Annotated in this window: 15 protein-coding genes; 10 read left to right on the top strand and 5 right to left on the bottom strand. The window is 57.7% G+C overall.

Features of this window, described 5'->3' with window-relative positions; translation table 11 throughout:
* A partial coding sequence (locus GSQ88_RS28350; protein WP_159011096.1) for a DUF3551 domain-containing protein occupies positions 1-201 on the top strand: 201 nt, incomplete at its 5' end.
* 1,238 nt (positions 202-1,439) lie between these two features.
* On the top strand, positions 1,440-2,297 hold the full coding sequence (locus GSQ88_RS28345; RefSeq protein WP_159011095.1) for an outer membrane protein: 858 nt from the start codon (positions 1,440-1,442) through the stop codon (positions 2,295-2,297).
* Positions 2,298-3,099: 802 nt separating this feature from the next.
* On the opposite strand, the gene GSQ88_RS28340 is transcribed toward GSQ88_RS28345, so the two are convergent.
* Positions 3,100-3,336: a PilZ domain-containing protein gene (locus GSQ88_RS28340; RefSeq protein ID WP_283810709.1), complete on the bottom strand. Its 237-nt coding sequence runs from the start codon at positions 3,334-3,336 to the stop codon at positions 3,100-3,102.
* A 350-nt stretch (positions 3,337-3,686) separates the two neighbouring features.
* A complete protein-coding gene (locus GSQ88_RS28335) occupies positions 3,687-3,875 on the bottom strand; it encodes a hypothetical protein (protein WP_159011093.1) in 189 nt (62 codons plus the stop codon).
* A gap of 444 nt (positions 3,876-4,319) precedes the next feature.
* Here GSQ88_RS28335 and GSQ88_RS28330 point away from each other — a divergent pair, with 444 nt between their 5' ends.
* The 3 genes from GSQ88_RS28330 to GSQ88_RS28320 all read left to right on the top strand — a co-directional run bounded on the left by GSQ88_RS28330 (position 4,320) and on the right by GSQ88_RS28320 (position 6,970).
* On the top strand, positions 4,320-6,131 hold the full coding sequence (locus tag GSQ88_RS28330; protein ID WP_159011092.1) for a caspase family protein: 1,812 nt from the start codon (positions 4,320-4,322) through the stop codon (positions 6,129-6,131).
* A gap of 401 nt (positions 6,132-6,532) precedes the next feature.
* Positions 6,533-6,733, top strand: a complete 201-nt coding sequence (locus GSQ88_RS28325; protein ID WP_159011091.1) for a hypothetical protein — start codon at positions 6,533-6,535, stop codon at positions 6,731-6,733.
* Positions 6,734-6,775: 42 nt separating this feature from the next.
* Positions 6,776-6,970 (top strand): hypothetical protein, encoded by a 195-nt coding sequence (locus tag GSQ88_RS28320; protein WP_159011090.1) that lies wholly within the window; start codon positions 6,776-6,778, stop codon positions 6,968-6,970.
* Between the two features lie 581 nt (positions 6,971-7,551).
* On the opposite strand, the gene GSQ88_RS28315 is transcribed toward GSQ88_RS28320, so the two are convergent.
* Together GSQ88_RS28315 and GSQ88_RS28310 are read right to left on the bottom strand one after the other, a co-directional pair.
* Positions 7,552-7,929 (bottom strand): hypothetical protein, encoded by a 378-nt coding sequence (locus GSQ88_RS28315; protein ID WP_246785072.1) that lies wholly within the window; start codon positions 7,927-7,929, stop codon positions 7,552-7,554.
* Positions 7,930-8,361: 432 nt separating this feature from the next.
* Positions 8,362-8,598: a DUF6894 family protein gene (locus GSQ88_RS28310; RefSeq protein WP_159011089.1), complete on the bottom strand. Its 237-nt coding sequence runs from the start codon at positions 8,596-8,598 to the stop codon at positions 8,362-8,364.
* Positions 8,599-9,961: 1,363 nt separating this feature from the next.
* Here GSQ88_RS28310 and GSQ88_RS28305 point away from each other — a divergent pair.
* Positions 9,962-10,333: a TetR-like C-terminal domain-containing protein gene (locus GSQ88_RS28305; RefSeq protein WP_159011088.1), complete on the top strand. Its 372-nt coding sequence runs from the start codon at positions 9,962-9,964 to the stop codon at positions 10,331-10,333.
* Positions 10,334-11,094: 761 nt separating this feature from the next.
* Positions 11,095-11,361, top strand: a complete 267-nt coding sequence (locus GSQ88_RS28300) for a hypothetical protein (RefSeq protein WP_159011087.1) — start codon at positions 11,095-11,097, stop codon at positions 11,359-11,361.
* A 262-nt stretch (positions 11,362-11,623) separates the two neighbouring features.
* Here the strand turns inward: GSQ88_RS28300 and GSQ88_RS28295 are convergent, their stop codons facing one another.
* Positions 11,624-11,806 (bottom strand): hypothetical protein, encoded by a 183-nt coding sequence (locus GSQ88_RS28295; protein ID WP_159011086.1) that lies wholly within the window; start codon positions 11,804-11,806, stop codon positions 11,624-11,626.
* Between the two features lie 323 nt (positions 11,807-12,129).
* Here GSQ88_RS28295 and tnpA point away from each other — a divergent pair, with 323 nt between their 5' ends.
* From tnpA to tnpC, 3 genes are all read left to right on the top strand, one after another.
* A complete protein-coding gene (gene tnpA / locus GSQ88_RS28290; RefSeq protein WP_283810710.1) occupies positions 12,130-12,462 on the top strand; it encodes an IS66-like element accessory protein TnpA in 333 nt (110 codons plus the stop codon).
* On the top strand, positions 12,459-12,806 hold the full coding sequence (gene tnpB / locus GSQ88_RS28285; protein WP_159011084.1) for an IS66 family insertion sequence element accessory protein TnpB: 348 nt from the start codon (positions 12,459-12,461) through the stop codon (positions 12,804-12,806). Before tnpA ends, tnpB begins: the two co-directional genes overlap by 4 nt.
* A gap of 121 nt (positions 12,807-12,927) precedes the next feature.
* On the top strand, positions 12,928-13,796 hold an 869-nt coding region (tnpC, locus tag GSQ88_RS35835; protein ID WP_502706774.1), incomplete at its 3' end, for an IS66 family transposase.

Below are 13,796 nucleotides of genomic sequence, written 5' to 3'. Positions count from 1 at the left end.
GCCCCCGCCGCAACCACTTCTGCGCCAGCGGCCGCGGCAGAGTTCCCCTACTGCATGCAAGGCAAAGACGCGGGATTTCCCGGCGATTGCCAATATCGCAGCTATGCGGAATGCAAGGCGACTGCGTCGGGCAGGGGAGAGGATTGCGCGATCAATCCGCGCTTCGCCTATAACCGCCAACAAAGTCGCGCCTGGCGATAAAGCCAGAGGGCCATCAGGTCTCTCGACCGGCCTGATGGCCGGGGATGCTCGCGCTTTTTGTCCGCGCTCTACTGTTTTCCTGCAGGCTGACACATCATAGGTCTGGTTGGCGCGGCATGACCGCACCGCAAGCATTCGAGAGCCGGGTCAGTTTCGATCGCCTTGGTGGTCGCTACCATGTTCATTCTGCACTTCGGGCATTCTGGCCGATAGTAATTGCTTGGCATTTTGGTGGTTCTCCCCGAGGTCGAGCATGGCACCCGAGGACGATCGCCAAAATGTGAACTACTTCACGAAGTGGGCGCGGTGTGATGTCCCGGGATAATTACGGGTGCGGCGAGCGCTAGCCAAGGGTGACGAACTCGCGACCGTCCGGTAGCGGGATCGGATCGTCGAAGGGCGTCGACCAGGACATCGGCGACGGTCCGAGCCAGTGCGGAGACCTTGGTTCCGCGGGTCGGGATGCAGGGCTCGAAGAGGCGGGGCATGCCACTTATTATTTAGGAAGGCGCGGTGAAATTGCGAGTGGCTATTGCGAGTGGCTAATGGCCGTGCGCCAGCCAAATCATCGCGTAGGCACCACCGCCAACTGCGGCCTTCACTATCAAGGAAAATAGCGCGCCGGTTTACATCCGACCGTGCTGCCCTCTCGATCTATATTGCCACGATAGAGGATGATGTCAAACCTCATCCTGCGGCGCAGCGCCGCCCGTCAGCGCGTTGGCGCGCTGGACTTAGGACGTTGCGCCTGTAAGATTGAGGGCCGTCAGTGGGGCATCGCTGGGCAACGTCATGGTTCAAGCGTCGGAGATTCGGATTAAAAAACGACTCATAAATCCGAATGAGAAGCGATGTCCGGCCTGCGATGGCACGGGCGTCCTAGCGGCTATTCAACCCGTGCAGCCGGGCCGCAGACTGTATCCGCCGCCGTGCAAGGCATGCGGTGGCAAGGGACGGATGCCGAAGGCGGGCCAGTGACTGTCCGCCAGGAATCCTCACTCGCCGGCCCCCACTGTCGTCCGTCGAATTCTTGGTCTTACCCCCGAACCGGACGTCGTCGGAGGTGATCGGCATGTCTCAAATGTGCCTAGACCGGAAATACACTGCGGCCCTGTTGCAACACTCGGCCAAATTCGATCGAAACACGATAATAACTCACGACGCTCATATCGCCATGCAGTAATCTCATGCAGAAATTGACTCTGCGATTCTTTCAGTAATTTTTCTTGGAAACTATCATGAAAAATTCAGGCCGGGTCTCTTCCGCGGTTCTCGCTTTCAGCGCGTTGCTCGGAGTTGGCGCGGCTTCCGCGGCTGACCTACCTGTGAAGGCGCTGCCTCCCGTCGAGCCGATCTTTAACTGGACCGGGCTTTATATCGGCGGAAACGTCGGCGGAGAATGGGACCATTATCGCGATCCATTTTCTGTTGGTGGAACCACCGCCTTCGGTATCACGGAGACACCTGGCACAGTTCCCCTTTCATCAAACAACAGTTCAGTCACGGGTGGAGGTCAGATCGGTTACCGCTGGCAGCAACCGGGGAGCCAATGGGTAGGCGGCGTTGAAGCAGATTTCAACTGGGCCGATCTGAAGAGAACCCAAACCTTAACCGCTGGGCTGTTGTCGCCAACAACCGGAGTGTTTGTGCCCGGAGATTCGTTATCGACAAAGACCGATTTTCAATCTTCGATCCGAGGCAACCTCGGACTGACCTTTGATAGATTGCTGTGGTACGTCACGGGCGGCGTAGCCTTCGCCAACACGCAAGCCAGCGCGAACTTTATCCAGACCACGTCGGGGGGTGTCAATTTCCCGGCGTCGTCTGGCTCTCAAACTAAGACCTTGGTCGGCGGAACAGTTGGTACAGGTCTGACTTACGCGCTGAACAAGAATTGGGATATCGGCGCAGAGTACCGCTTCACAAGCTACGGCGCTTCGGATTACGGGCTTGGCTCGGTAGCCGCGATTGGGTCAGCGGCAGGTGTGTTTTTTCCGGTTCCCGCAAGCACCCACCTCAGCCTGACGACCAATGAGGTTCGATTCAGGCTCAACTATCGGTTCGACTGGCTCGCGCCCGTAGTTGCAAGATACTGAAAATTTCATCATCGGCTGGCGCGTCGGGAAGCGGAACGCAGACACGACCCTGGAGTTTCTGCACGATCTTCGCAGCGCGTGATCGGCCAGCCTGAGATTTCAACCGATGGCTTTCTGCCCTATCGCAACGCCATCCGCGAAGCCTTCGGCGATAGCGCTTCGCATGGATGATCGTAAAGACCTACAGCGTAACGCACCTAGCCAAGGGTGCCGTCACCGGCTACAGCCCGGCCGCCGTAGTAGCCGTAAGCCGTGAGGTAGTATCAGGCGGGCTGCAGCGGCGGCCTGTAGGGTGCGTTCGCTCTCTCCGGTGATTTGCCGCGCGGGGTATCTTGATGCGTTCCGGCGGGCTGGCAAGGGCCTGGCGGGGCATTTACCGGCCTTTCCCGTGCTCGCTTTGAAATCATTGATATGCATGCCGGCCAAAAATGGCACGTCGATCCAGGCAGGGAAGGGGAGCGGTCGCCGCCAGTGTTGACGAACGGGCTTTCGTCAACAGTCGCGATGGATGGCTATCCAGAATCTGGTATTAGCGCTCGGCATGCGTTCCCGTCGCGGCGCCGCGTTGTAATGAAAGAGGCCGCCAACTGAGGCGGCATGGAAACGTAAAAATGAAAAAACCGCGATCGAAGCCTCCGGAGAAACCCTGTATAGACTGCAATGGCACCGGACGTATGGACGTGGCGCAGCCGACAAAGCCGGGCGTGAAAGTCTATCCTGCGCGATGCAAGCAGTGCCTTGGTACGGGGCGAATCCAGATCATCGCCAACTGAGGAGACCTTACTCAACCCAATGCGATCCTTCAGTCGAAAGCCACCCCAACGCGATCAGCTCTCCTCCAAACGACACGACAGGCGAGTGGAGTATCGTCTCCCTTGAAGAGGACGCTAAAGCGCTCGGGAATATCTTGGGGGTTACTGACTTCGATTGATGCCCCGGAAATGCTCATGTCGGAGATCAGGCAATTGACCGTAATCTCGGCGAACTTGATCACGCCGGACATCAGTACAGGCTTGCGGGGAGCCGAACGCCTTTCCATGAAAATGCATTTTGCGGCGAAAGCATGAGAGATTTAATAAAGGCGCCCCCTCACTCTGCGGCCTGGGAGTGGGCGCCGGGTCTCTCGATATGCCCGCAGCGCAGGCATTCGAAGGTCTGGTTCTCGTGAGCCAATTCAAAGCCCGTTGCGACGATCATGTTCATCCCGCAATTGGGACATTCAGGTCTAATCGGGAATGCTGGCATGGTTACCACCGCGTTAATCGCTGATGGTTGTATCAATCACTCGGTCGCGATAAAGTTGCAATCCCGGGTCAATACGCCCGTACCGTAACGGGCCGTCGGCGAGCACGATCGGATCTTCGAATTTCGCGGGACCATTTCGGAGCGCTAATGCTGCCAGCCCTTCTTGTCGACCTGGGTCGTAAATCCAGACGGCATTCGCGGCGCGTTGCCGTCATTGGTGCCGCTGCATTTCGGGCATGGCGCGCCTGGCGCCCCGCAGCCGCAAGCGCCGTCGCGATCCCAGGGACGTTCGGTATGGCGCTCATACACCCAGCCGGACTCCCTTGCAGACATTACACGTCATCTGGTGGCTCTCGTTTTCGCTTTCCCGTTGATCGACAGGCCCAACCGCCTAGCCGTCTTCAGGACGGCCTCGGGTTTCCTGCCGGTCCTTTTCACAATGCTCTCAAAATCCATCGTTTTCGCCATCTCGATTAGGTGTCGTTCGTTATAAAATGAGCGCCCGGGACGTTTTGGCGGGGTGGCCATTCGGGTTTTGCCTTCGGCTCGCGCAGCCGCTTCATGGTGAATTCGTAGTTGTCGCACTGCAGGTGCCGCCAACTTTCCACAGAAGTTTCGTATCGATCCTTGGGAAAACGTTCAAAACAATCGCGCGCCAACCCCGGGTGGCCTTTGCCCCCGGGTGAGCTATCCACAGCCGCCGAAGGGGGCAGCGGCTCCATTCCTTTAGGGCCCTCATATCTGGGACGTTTGCGCAAGCGGCCTGAGTGCGCTTTGATGGGCTATGACGCACTGCTTCCTCCCGATCGTGTCAATCTAATTCCGATGTGGTCTGCGCAATCTTCTGAGATCAGCATTATGAGAGCTTGGTGTTTTGTCATCGCTGCGACAATGGTTCTGCCTCTGCTCGGTTCGCCGGTTAAGGCGGCGAGTGAAGAAAGCCTACGGGGGTGCAACCAGCGATCCAATTTCGAACTTGAGATCGCGGCCTGCAACCGGGCACTCGCCGAGGGCGGATTGGCATCACGCACAGTGATCTTCAACCGGATCGGCAACGCTTGGTACGACAGGGGTGAGTATGATCGTGCCCTTGCCAGCTACGACGAAGGCATCCAAGCCGATCCGCAATATGGAGAGATTCACAGCGCCCGTGGCAACGTCTGGTACGAGAAGGGCGATTACGATCGTGCCCTTGCGGATTACAACGAAGCGATCCGCCTTAATCCCAAGGATCGGAACGGCTTCAACGGGCGCGCCAACGTCTGGCTGAGTATCGGTGAATACGACCGTGCGTTTGCTGATCTGAACGAGACGATCCGGATCGCGCCCCATTGGGGGATTCCGTATTCCTTGCGCGGACGGGCCTGGCGATTAAAGGGTGACCTCGATCGCGCGCTCGCCGACCAGAACTACGCGGTAAATGGTCCGAGAGGCGCTCATGTAACCGGAATTGCCTCCTTCGTTTTGATCGAGCGCGGCGATACTTATCGCTACAGAGGGGATTTCAGGCACGCGATCGCAGATTACGATCAGGCGCTGCGTAATGTGCCGGGGTACGTTCCTGCATTGACCGGCCTTGGCCTTACCTACGAACGGATGGGGGACTTGGCGAAAGCGCGCCTCGCATTTGAGCACGCCGTGACCTCAGGCACCAGCCAAGTGGTTCAGACCGTGTCGAAATCTTCCCTCGAAACCGCGCGCGCGCGGCTTGCCGCATTCGACTCGGGAATCGTCCAGCCTTCGATTCCGATTTCGCAGTTGAAGGCTACGTCCGCGACGTCGATCCCGACCCCGACCATTTCAGTCGCGGCGGTGCCGCCCGCTGCGGTCCAAACGACGATCGCCAAGGAGGGACGCCGCGTCGCGCTGGTGATCGGCAATTCCGCGTACATGAATGTTCCGAAGTTGGTGAATCCGGAGAAGGACGCCACGGCGATCGCGGCCTCCTTGCGCAATATCGGGTTCGATTCGGTCACGCTCCTCGACAATGCCACGCGCGAAGACCTAATCCAGAGCTTGATTGCATTCGGCAGCGAGGCGGAAAAAGCTGATTGGGCGATGGTCTACTACGCTGGCCACGGCATGGAGGTGGGGGGTGTCAACTATCTCGTCCCGATCAACGCGAAACTGGCGGTGGACCGTGACATCCAGCTGGAAGCGGTCCCGCTCGATCAGGTGCTCTCTGCGGTGGTTAGCTCAAAAAAGCTCAAGCTTGTGGTGCTGGATGCTTGTCGCGACAATCCGTTCTCGCCGCGCAAGACGGCCGCCCCTGAGGCATCGGCGCCCACCGGCGGTGCCGTGATCAGCTCGCGTTCGATCGGTCGTGGGCTCGCGGAAGTCAAGGCGTCGGGCGCGACGCTTGTCGTGTTTGCCGCGAAGAATGGACAAGTCGCGCTGGATGGGGACGGCGGCAATTCGCCGTTTGCCGCCGCTGTTTTGCAACGGTTGCCCACACCCGACGTCGAAATCAACAAGCTGTTCCGCCTGGTGCGCGATGACGTGATGGAGGCGACCGCTGGGCGGCAAGAGCCCTATACGTACGGTTCGCTGCCCGGTAACCAAGAATTTTATTTCGTCGTGAAGCAATAAGCCCTTTCGCGCGGCAACGTTGCGGCGGTCACGATTTACGCGCCATGCATTCGAACTCACGGGGGACGCGGGGACTTGGGTTGATCGAAAGCGCGGTGGACCGCGAACATCATCTAACATTCGAGGTCGGTCGCCGGGCCAATTGGCGATACGTAGAACGGAATGCCGCTAACTTCACCGCAGGATTGGAAAGCTGATGTTTGCGAAGAGGCAATCGTGCGGTTGATAAAGCGTCACGGCTGCCGGCAGTCTGGCACCTTTGTGACAAGCCGAACGTTCTTCTTGAAGGGGTTTAGTTAGTCTAAACAACGACATGCCTCTATCTCGGTTTGGTTGTTATTTATTCGGAACACTCTTCATAGTGGCCGGTTGGTTTCCTTCCGAGCAAAGGACATCACCACATGACGTTCCATCACGAAATTGCAGCCAGCGCGCCGAACCCTAACCGATCTAAGCAATTCCGTTCGAAGGCTCTACTCAGCGAGCAGCGCGCTCGGGAATCGAACGACCAAAGGTCGAAGCAAGATTGGGAAGAATGGCACATGATGGCGAATCTAGCCGCAGGCGAAAACGGCGAGATTTCTGAAATTGAAGTTACCTGAGATGACAACCCCGGAACGAGTATTGACCCGCAGGAAAAGCTCATGAAGGAACATGTGATGGATGGAGCAGATCGGTGCCGAACTCAGGCCGACGAATGTCATCGCCTAATGCTTTTGGCGCAGAGTGGCGCCGAAGCGACGATTCTGACAAGCCTAACACGGAGCTGGAAAATGATAGCCAATCAAACTGATCGGTATGTCGCGATCATGAGAAAAGAAGCAGCTCAGAAAAGATGAGGTCGCTTCGACCGTATCCTTTCTGCCGCCGCAAGCCCCAAAGAAACGGCCTCAGCGCGGGGAGCAACTGAGGCCGTTGTGATTAGAACGGCGCCCGAGCGGCGGTCCGGCGCGCGTTCGTCGCAACGCCAGCACATTGAACCTATTTGCGCTGTTCAATTTTGATCATTTGACGAAATAAACAGACGTCCCCAAAAGGGTGCTATGCCGATGAGGACGCCTCGTTTGGGAAACCATAGGTCGGCGGCGGCGTCCCATTTCAAATCGAGTGCATTTCTGTGCCTCGGTCTACCCGTTGCCGGTCATTGTCCTAATGTGCCAGAGCTGGTGTCCTAATTAGGAAAGATCGGGTGCAATAGTGTCCGCGCCGATGATGCCTTTTGGAATGAAACCAGTCACGCGCCCGCCGCCGCCCAAGTTGCAACGGTAGCCAATGCCAGCACGGCGCCGATGAACATCGCGGTTTCCCATTTCGACAGAGCCCACATGTGGATAACTCCTCGTTTCCATCAAAATTGCTCAAATTCATGAGTGGTTTATAACAGCAGCAGGATTGTGGAAAGCTGCGACCACAGGCGGGCTTATTCGTCGCGTTTCAACTTCCGCTTGCCCCAATGCGTCTCTTTGCGATCGGTCTTGAATTCCCGCACCGCGTTCCGATGCAGCGCCTTCAAGACACCGATCCGCGCCATCATGGCGTCGCCGCCACGGCTGGACAGCAACAGCACCTCGATCGCGGTTTGCCATTGCGGTAGGGCTGATTCCTTCTTTGGCAGGTTGGTGATGTAGGTCGCTGCGTCTTTGAGGGTCACCAGCTTCCGACCATCCGGGAGGATGATCGGTTCATAGAATGGCGTGGACCACGGCACGCGAACAGCTCCCCCATTCATTAATTTTTCGATAGTGAGCAATATTGACCAGCGTATCGGCGATTCGCTGGCGCAGGATAGCTTCATCACCGCCCATCGCGGCCTCTAACGGTGACTGAGAGCCGGTAACGCTCCCGCCTGATACAGGGCGAAGCACCATGCCTCAAATTCAATCCGCGTCGCCCATTTGTCCACTATGCCACCAGCCCAGGAAGCTGATGCTGGCAAAAGACGGTCAGCGTGTGTTGCGATGTGTGGATTGCGGACAGTCTGACCCTTTGAGAAGCCTCGATACGCAAGGCTGGCTTAACGGCGAACTAGGTTCCAAGAGATACGGCCTATCGTGACCGAATTCGTGGAATGGCTGACCGGAACTCACCAATGTGAGTGCGGAGCTAAATACAAAGTTGCCGTGACGAAAGTGCCCACTCATAGCGTGACCTGCGAGAAATGCGGTGTCGTGATGGATCACCCGGACCGCAAGAGCCTTCTGGCCTATGAGCGCATAGAATAGCGGCTCAGCTATTTGGATGGGTGTTCGGATGAAGGCTTGGAATATACGGGCACGTTGCCAATCTCACGACCTTGGTCGTTAATTATAGCAACGTGCCGTTCAGGATCGTCTTCCGGCTTATCGATGGATACGCCCACGGCGAGCACCGCCGCTCTGATGAGCGCAGCGAAGTCGTCGTCGCAAACAAAGCCTGATGAATCAAAAAGCCTGTGACCGTCTGCAACATCGAAAAAGTACCGGGGCATTGACGACCTCCAAGGTTGGCAAGTAGTCCGCAACAACAATGTTCCTAACATGCCGCCTCACTTGTCGGCCTTTGGTATCCGTCCCTTACCAGCGCATTCCCCGCACGGTGGCGGATAGATGCTGCGACCGGGCTGTACGGGTTGAATGGTCGCTAGGACGCCGCTGCCGTCGCAGGCTGGACATCGCTTCTCATTCGGATTCATGAGCCGCTTTTTAATCCGAATCTCCGGCGTTTGAACCGTGACGTTGCCCAGCGATGCCCCGCTAACGGCCCTCTAATCTGACAGGGGCAATGTCTCACGTCCAGCCAGCCAACGCACTGACGGCCGGCGCTGCGCTGCGAGATTGCAGCACGGGCGGAGATAAAAATACACCGCGCCGTAGCCGCCCGATGGCCCGACAACTCATGACGGCTGCCAGTATGTCTGAGGACCGACGAATCGCCGCGTGACTACGGGTCTGATCAATTTTGACCATAGGTCAGTGGCTCGAACATGCCATTTTGCAGTAAGATGATGTTGCCTGAGAAACCAACTACCCCCTCGCGCATTTGCGAAAAGCGCGAAGCAGAGATGACGCATTTGAGCGATTTGCCTTCATTTTTAGGAAGAGCCGCAGTCAGGATTTACCGCTGCTACGCCTGCGATAATGTCGTTTCGGAGTTGTGGTCCGTTTGACATCGGCCTCCGTCGTGGCAATATTAATCGAGATGGCAGCACGGTCGGATGTACACCGCGCGCTGTATGGGTCGGGCCTCGGGATTTAGTTCTCGGGGCCTGATTTTTGATCGGGTTTTCAAATGTGAGCAAAATTGACCAGACAATGAAGTTGTCTCGCCCCAAAATGCAACCCATCACCGCTGTTTCTCCGGCTTCTATCGGTGACAGAGAGTGTCGTGCTCCCGCCTGATCCATGGGAGCGGCAGCATGCCGTCAAAGCAAGAGCGCGCGGCGGCAGAGCGACCTCCCTGCCCAGAATGTCGGATGCACATGATCTCGGTTGACGGTTTCAATCGAGACCGCAGGACATTCGAGTGTCTTCGGTGCGGGTATATCGAGAAGCCGCAAGGGCGGCGCTCACAAGCCGCAGAGTAAGGCCGCCTCAATTGGTGGCCTTTTTCATTCCGGGGAGCTGGCGCTTCATCCCTATCTTGGCTTCACGATCACCGACAGCCTTTGCCGCGCCCGGCGTGTGGGGTCAGTGATTCGGAGCTGCGAAGCTCGAAGACCATTTGAATCAAGCCCCGCCCCGATTTCAGTAGCTTTTGGTGCACATCTAGCGGATCATACCTAATCGTCGCTCCCCTTTGGTAGCTATCGGCGACTGAGAGTGTTGTGCTCCCGCCAAGGCGAGGAGCGCACGATGCCACTTTCGGCACTCGGAATCGACCGTCCCACCGGCAAATTCAGCGTTGATGAAGTTCTTTCGCTTCCGGCATCCAGTTGGGACAAAAGAATAACGACCGACCTGATCGCCGAATTGGAAGTTCATCTTGCCGATAAGGTTTCGACGTTGCCAGAAATGCGGCGCATACTGGCAGTGAAGGGGTATCGGGGGCTTCATCGACGAATTGAAGGCGATGTAAAAGATAAAAACGGTGTCGCCGCACTGCGCGCCATGGCCCATGCCATGCGCGATTTCGCGCTTGAGCATCCCGGTTTATCGGCGGCGACCTTCCGAAACTCAACTACCGACAGCCCTGAGTGGCGACAGGCACTTAGTGAGCTTTCGTAAACCGCGTACCGAGTCTTTTCGCAGGTTGCTCTTGACGGTCAACCGGCTCAACAAGCCCTCCGCATGCTAAGAAGCCTTGTCCGTGGCTTCGTCTTGAACGAGATGGTCGCATCGTTTTTAGAGCCGCTTGACTACGGGGTTAGCTTCGAGCTTGCCATTGACGCCTTCGTTTTGGGCCTTCCTGCGTTCAAAACATCGATTAACCCCGTAGAACTACGGGGGTGAGCAATATTGATCATAAATCGGGAACCCGTCACAACTGGAAGTGTTAGTCTGATATCACCGCAACATTTGGGCAGTTACCGGTGACAGAGAGTGTTGTGCTCCCGCCTGTGGGGATGCCGATCATGAAGATTTCCGAGAAATACCGTCTCAAGGCTTTAGCATGTGAGAAACTTGGACGAGATGTGCCGAATAGGGACTTTAAGTTGGCGTGGGCGGAGATCGCGATTGAGTGGCACGCGCTCGCCACCCGAATGGCACAAGATTTCGAAAGAGATCGAAAGTTGGAAAATTGCTGAGATAAACTTGAGGGCCGGCCGGTGGGCGGCCTTTTTTATCTAGAAGTATGCTAGGCGATCTAACCATAACCATCCCGATATAAAATCACGATAGCGGCACGGTCGGATGTAAACCACGCGCCGTATAGGTCGGGCCTCGGAGAAATCCGGGGCCTGATTTTTGGTTAGTCTCAATTTCAAACGTGGGGCCTTCAGCCAACCGCTTCCCGTGATACGCTCAACGGAGAGCAAGAGGTCAACATGGAAGATTTACTTCTGGCTTTTGTAACGCTCGTCGCTTCGTCGTTTATTCTTAGCCATCTCTTGTACGCTGGGATGGACGCGTTTCTTATTGTTACGTTCTTGGCGTCGGCACCTGTTGTTGGCTACCTGGCCTATGAGCGAGGGCGTAGTCGGTGGCATTGGGTATACGTGGCGGTGATCATCGGGCCACTTGCCATTCCAATGCTCTACTTCGTAGCCGCGTTTTCCACTTTCAGGAAAATGATTAATGACCGGCGGCCGTAGGGCGATGCACGTCGGATAGACCGGACCGGAATTTGGGTTTAGTCTGAATGCGTGGCTGGGTCGCCTAGCTGCGGCCCGTCAGTCAAGGACGGCGTCAGCAATTGCTTCCAAGGGGGAGCGGCTGCAATGACGGATCGATCTCACGAGAACCCGCAGGACCTCCGTATTCTCATCCGCGTTGTCTCAGCTTGCACATTGGGCCTCTGGGCGTTTGCGGGAGGTTTGCTGATCGGAGTCTTTCTGTTTTCGTGATTGACCGACTTCACGATTCCGGACCGCCCGGAACGTTGATCTGAATGGCTCTGCCGTCGCGAACAGCGAGCGCAGCCGCAACGGCTTCGAGGGCTGCTTCTTTTGACCCGTAAGTTCCGCCGGTCTTCGCGCCGTCACAGAATACGAACCAACCCGATGGCGCGTCGACGATGTTGTAAATGGATTGCGTCATCGATCCCCGCCGTCCCCAACCGGGACATAAGCGCAGCACCCAGGAATTGGTTCCTCACAAGTTCGTCAACGTAGGAACCCGAGATCGGTCCGGGCGCTATACGGGTCAAATGCCGCCAATCTGTCCCGCCTGCCGCAAACCGATGCACGAGAATAATCGCCTGTTTACGTGTACGCATCCGACGAGCGCCGTCTTGTCTGAGGCGTGGTATTTGGCGAAGCGTGTGACTTTAAGTCTAGCTTTAAGGTCATAAGGCGATGCGGGTCGAGGTTTTGGGCGGGTTGGAGCGTCGGCGACGCTGGTCGCAGGATGACTAGGCGCGGATCGTCGAGGAGACACTGGCGCCAGGGGCGAAGGTGACGGAGGTTGCCCGCCGCAATGGCGTTGCGGCGAGCGTGGTGTTCACCTGGCGCCGGCAGGCTCGAACGATTGAGCAGGTAGGACCGCGTTTTGCACCGGTGCAGATCGGCGCCGCGGAAGCGGTCGAAGAGAATTCGAAGCCTTCGTCCGAAGATGAGCGACGGATGCGGCAGGTACCGACCGCCCGCAACGGACTGATCGAGATCGATCTTGGCAACCGGCGACGCATCCGGGTGGATGCGCACGTTGACCCAGAAGCGCTGGCGCGGGTCCTCGACGTACTTGAACGCCGATGATTGCCATACCTGGCAATGTGCGGGTGTGGCTCGCGACCGGCCATACCGATATGCGCCGCGGATTCCCGAGCCTTGCGCGTCTGGTTCAGGAGACCTTGAAACGGGATCCGCACGCTGGTGATCTCTACGTTTTTAGGGGCCGCCGCGGCGACCTGATCAAGATCATCTGGCATGACGGCCAGGGCGCGTGTCTGTTCACGAAGCGGTTAGAGCGCGGCCGCTTTCTGTGGCCATCCCTGGCGGACGGCGTTGTCACGATCAGCGTTGCGCAACTATCCTATCTTCTGTCCGGAATTGACTGGCGGATGCCGCAGGCAACCTGGCGTCCGCAGGCTTCCGGTTAAGCTGTGGCTTTTTGACTCACGAAGGAAATCCGGCGGGATTTTTTACGGCGAATATGATTGATTTGTCGGCGTGACGACGCCCTCCGATCCGCTTCCCACCGACCTTGCCGCTGCGCACGCGATGATCCTTGCGCAGCGCGAGCAGCTGACGCTGGCGAAGAGCGAAGTGACCGTCGGCCGCCTGGAAATCGAACGGCTGAAGCTGATGCTGGCCAAGACGCGGCGCGAGCAGTTCGGGCAATCTTCTGAACGCGGCCGGCTGCTGGTCGATCAGCTTGAGCTGGCCATCGAGGATCTTGAAGAGACCCAGGCCGAGCAGGAAACCAAGGCCGAGATCGCGGCACCAGAAGCCGCCAAGCAGAAGCGCGCGCAAAATCCGCGGCCGCCTCGACGTCCCCTGCCAGATGACCTGCCGGTCGAACGTATCGTCGAACCCACGCCTTGCGCCTGCGGTAAATGCGGCAGTGAGCGGCTGCACAAGCTTGGCGAGGTGGTCTCGAAGACCCTGGAATGCGAGCCGCGGCGCTGGAAGATCATCGAGCACGTCCGTGAGAAGTTCTCCTGCCGGGATTGCGAGGCGATTACCGAGGCGCCGGCGCCCTCCCATCCGATCCCGCGCGGCTTCGCCGGACCGAGCCTGTTGGCGATGGTGCTGGTCAACAAGTTCCTGCTGCATCAGCCGTTGAACCGCCAGAGCAAGACCTACGCCCGGGAAGGGATCGAGATCGATGTCTCGACACTGGCGGATCGGGTCGGCGCCTGCGTGGTGGCGCTCGCCCCAATTATTGAGGCGATCCGGGCCCATGTCATGAGCGCGGAACGCATCCACGCCGATGACACGACGGTGCCGGTACTGGCGAAACTCAAGACTGTCACCGGCCGGATCTGGACCTATGTTCGCGATGACCGGCCGTTTGGCGGCAAAGACCCACCGGCGGCAGCGTTCCATTACTCGCGCAGTCGTGCCGGGGAGCATCCGCAAGGCCATCT

The sequence above is a fragment of the Bradyrhizobium sp. S69 genome (assembly GCF_009766005.1).
Classification (GTDB): domain Bacteria; phylum Pseudomonadota; class Alphaproteobacteria; order Rhizobiales; family Xanthobacteraceae; genus Bradyrhizobium.
Note: the sequence above shows the minus strand (reverse complement) of the source record. Positions and strands in the feature narration are given on the sequence as shown.

Coding starts and splice junctions, on each gene's coding strand:
- GSQ88_RS28345 (WP_159011095.1), top strand. CDS start 1,440: ATGAAAAATTCAGGCCGGGTCTCTTCCGCGGTTCTCGCTTTCAGCGCG.
- GSQ88_RS28340 (WP_283810709.1), bottom strand. CDS start 3,336: ATGGAAAGGCGTTCGGCTCCCCGCAAGCCTGTACTGATGTCCGGCGTG.
- GSQ88_RS28335 (WP_159011093.1), bottom strand. CDS start 3,875: ATGTCTGCAAGGGAGTCCGGCTGGGTGTATGAGCGCCATACCGAACGT.
- GSQ88_RS28330 (WP_159011092.1), top strand. CDS start 4,320: ATGGGCTATGACGCACTGCTTCCTCCCGATCGTGTCAATCTAATTCCG.
- GSQ88_RS28325 (WP_159011091.1), top strand. CDS start 6,533: ATGACGTTCCATCACGAAATTGCAGCCAGCGCGCCGAACCCTAACCGA.
- GSQ88_RS28320 (WP_159011090.1), top strand. CDS start 6,776: ATGAAGGAACATGTGATGGATGGAGCAGATCGGTGCCGAACTCAGGCC.
- GSQ88_RS28310 (WP_159011089.1), bottom strand. CDS start 8,598: ATGCCCCGGTACTTTTTCGATGTTGCAGACGGTCACAGGCTTTTTGAT.
- GSQ88_RS28305 (WP_159011088.1), top strand. CDS start 9,962: ATGCCACTTTCGGCACTCGGAATCGACCGTCCCACCGGCAAATTCAGC.
- GSQ88_RS28300 (WP_159011087.1), top strand. CDS start 11,095: ATGGAAGATTTACTTCTGGCTTTTGTAACGCTCGTCGCTTCGTCGTTT.
- GSQ88_RS28295 (WP_159011086.1), bottom strand. CDS start 11,806: ATGACGCAATCCATTTACAACATCGTCGACGCGCCATCGGGTTGGTTC.
- tnpB (WP_159011084.1), top strand. CDS start 12,459: ATGATTGCCATACCTGGCAATGTGCGGGTGTGGCTCGCGACCGGCCAT.